The 831-nt window shown below is 53.1% G+C and carries 2 protein-coding genes; both read left to right on the top strand.

The annotated features are described in order from the left end of the window. Positions 1 to 265: phospholipase D-like domain-containing protein (locus HJG40_RS14545; protein ID WP_226857490.1), on the top strand; the 265-nt coding region annotated here is incomplete at its 5' end. Further along, positions 258 to 560 (top strand): hypothetical protein, encoded by a 303-nt coding sequence (locus HJG40_RS14540; RefSeq protein WP_215864864.1) that lies wholly within the window; start codon positions 258 to 260, stop codon positions 558 to 560. The genes HJG40_RS14545 and HJG40_RS14540, both read left to right, overlap by 8 nt. The last annotated feature ends 271 nt before the right edge of the window (positions 561 to 831 follow it).

Raw genomic sequence — 831 nt, 5'->3', positions numbered from 1 at the left:
GCCCGCCAGTATCAATGCCCAGGATAAGCAGGATGTAGCCTTTCTGCGGGCACATGGGGTTCAGGTGCGCCTCATGGCGGTGAAGCCGATTTATATGCACGCAAAAGCAGTCATTTCCGGGAATGAGGCCTTCGTAGGTTCAGAAAATTTCTCGGTTACTTCACTTGAATCGAATCGGGAAATTGGGCTATTGCTGAATGGCCGGCCAGTATCCGAGCTGCAGGCGCAATTCAATCGTGATTGGGCAAGGGCGGCGCATGGCTAGGCGCGAAACGAACCTGAAAGCCCCCCAATTTGGGATTGGCGGCCATCTAAATGCTGATCCATCCCCAGGCAAGCCAAAGGCCTCTGAACACGAAGAATCCAAAGAGGATGTACGAGATATGGGCGGCGCTACAGTGAATGGCGCTGCTCATGGTGCTGCACCATTCTGGTACCCCAGGGATCTCGATCTCCCGTCCACATCTGCACCCAAGATGGCCGCCAAGCCCACACCCAAATCAACGGATAAACGTAAGGTAGAAGTCATCGTGCGAAAAAAACGTACTTTTAGCGTCTAGTAGCGCATCAGGCCAAACAGTTCCATCAGACAGATAGACTTGACGTTATCCCCAAGCGGGATAAGATGAACCTATGCGCGTCATCTCTCATGCCAAAATTCTGACTGCCCAGAAGGTACACAAGGACTGTAGCTCCGCACTCGAACGTAAGCGTCTAAGCAACCCACCTTCCCAAACTTTCTGACCTGACCGATCCTGCCCCGCATACAGCGAGAAGGGGTGGGTATGACGAAGGAAGAGAAGGCCACATATTGGCGGCAGCAAGTAGACG

The sequence above is a fragment of the Acidithiobacillus concretivorus genome (assembly GCF_018853445.1).
GTDB classification, from domain to species: Bacteria; Pseudomonadota; Gammaproteobacteria; order Acidithiobacillales; family Acidithiobacillaceae; genus Acidithiobacillus; species Acidithiobacillus concretivorus.
Note: the sequence above shows the minus strand (reverse complement) of the source record. Positions and strands in the feature narration are given on the sequence as shown.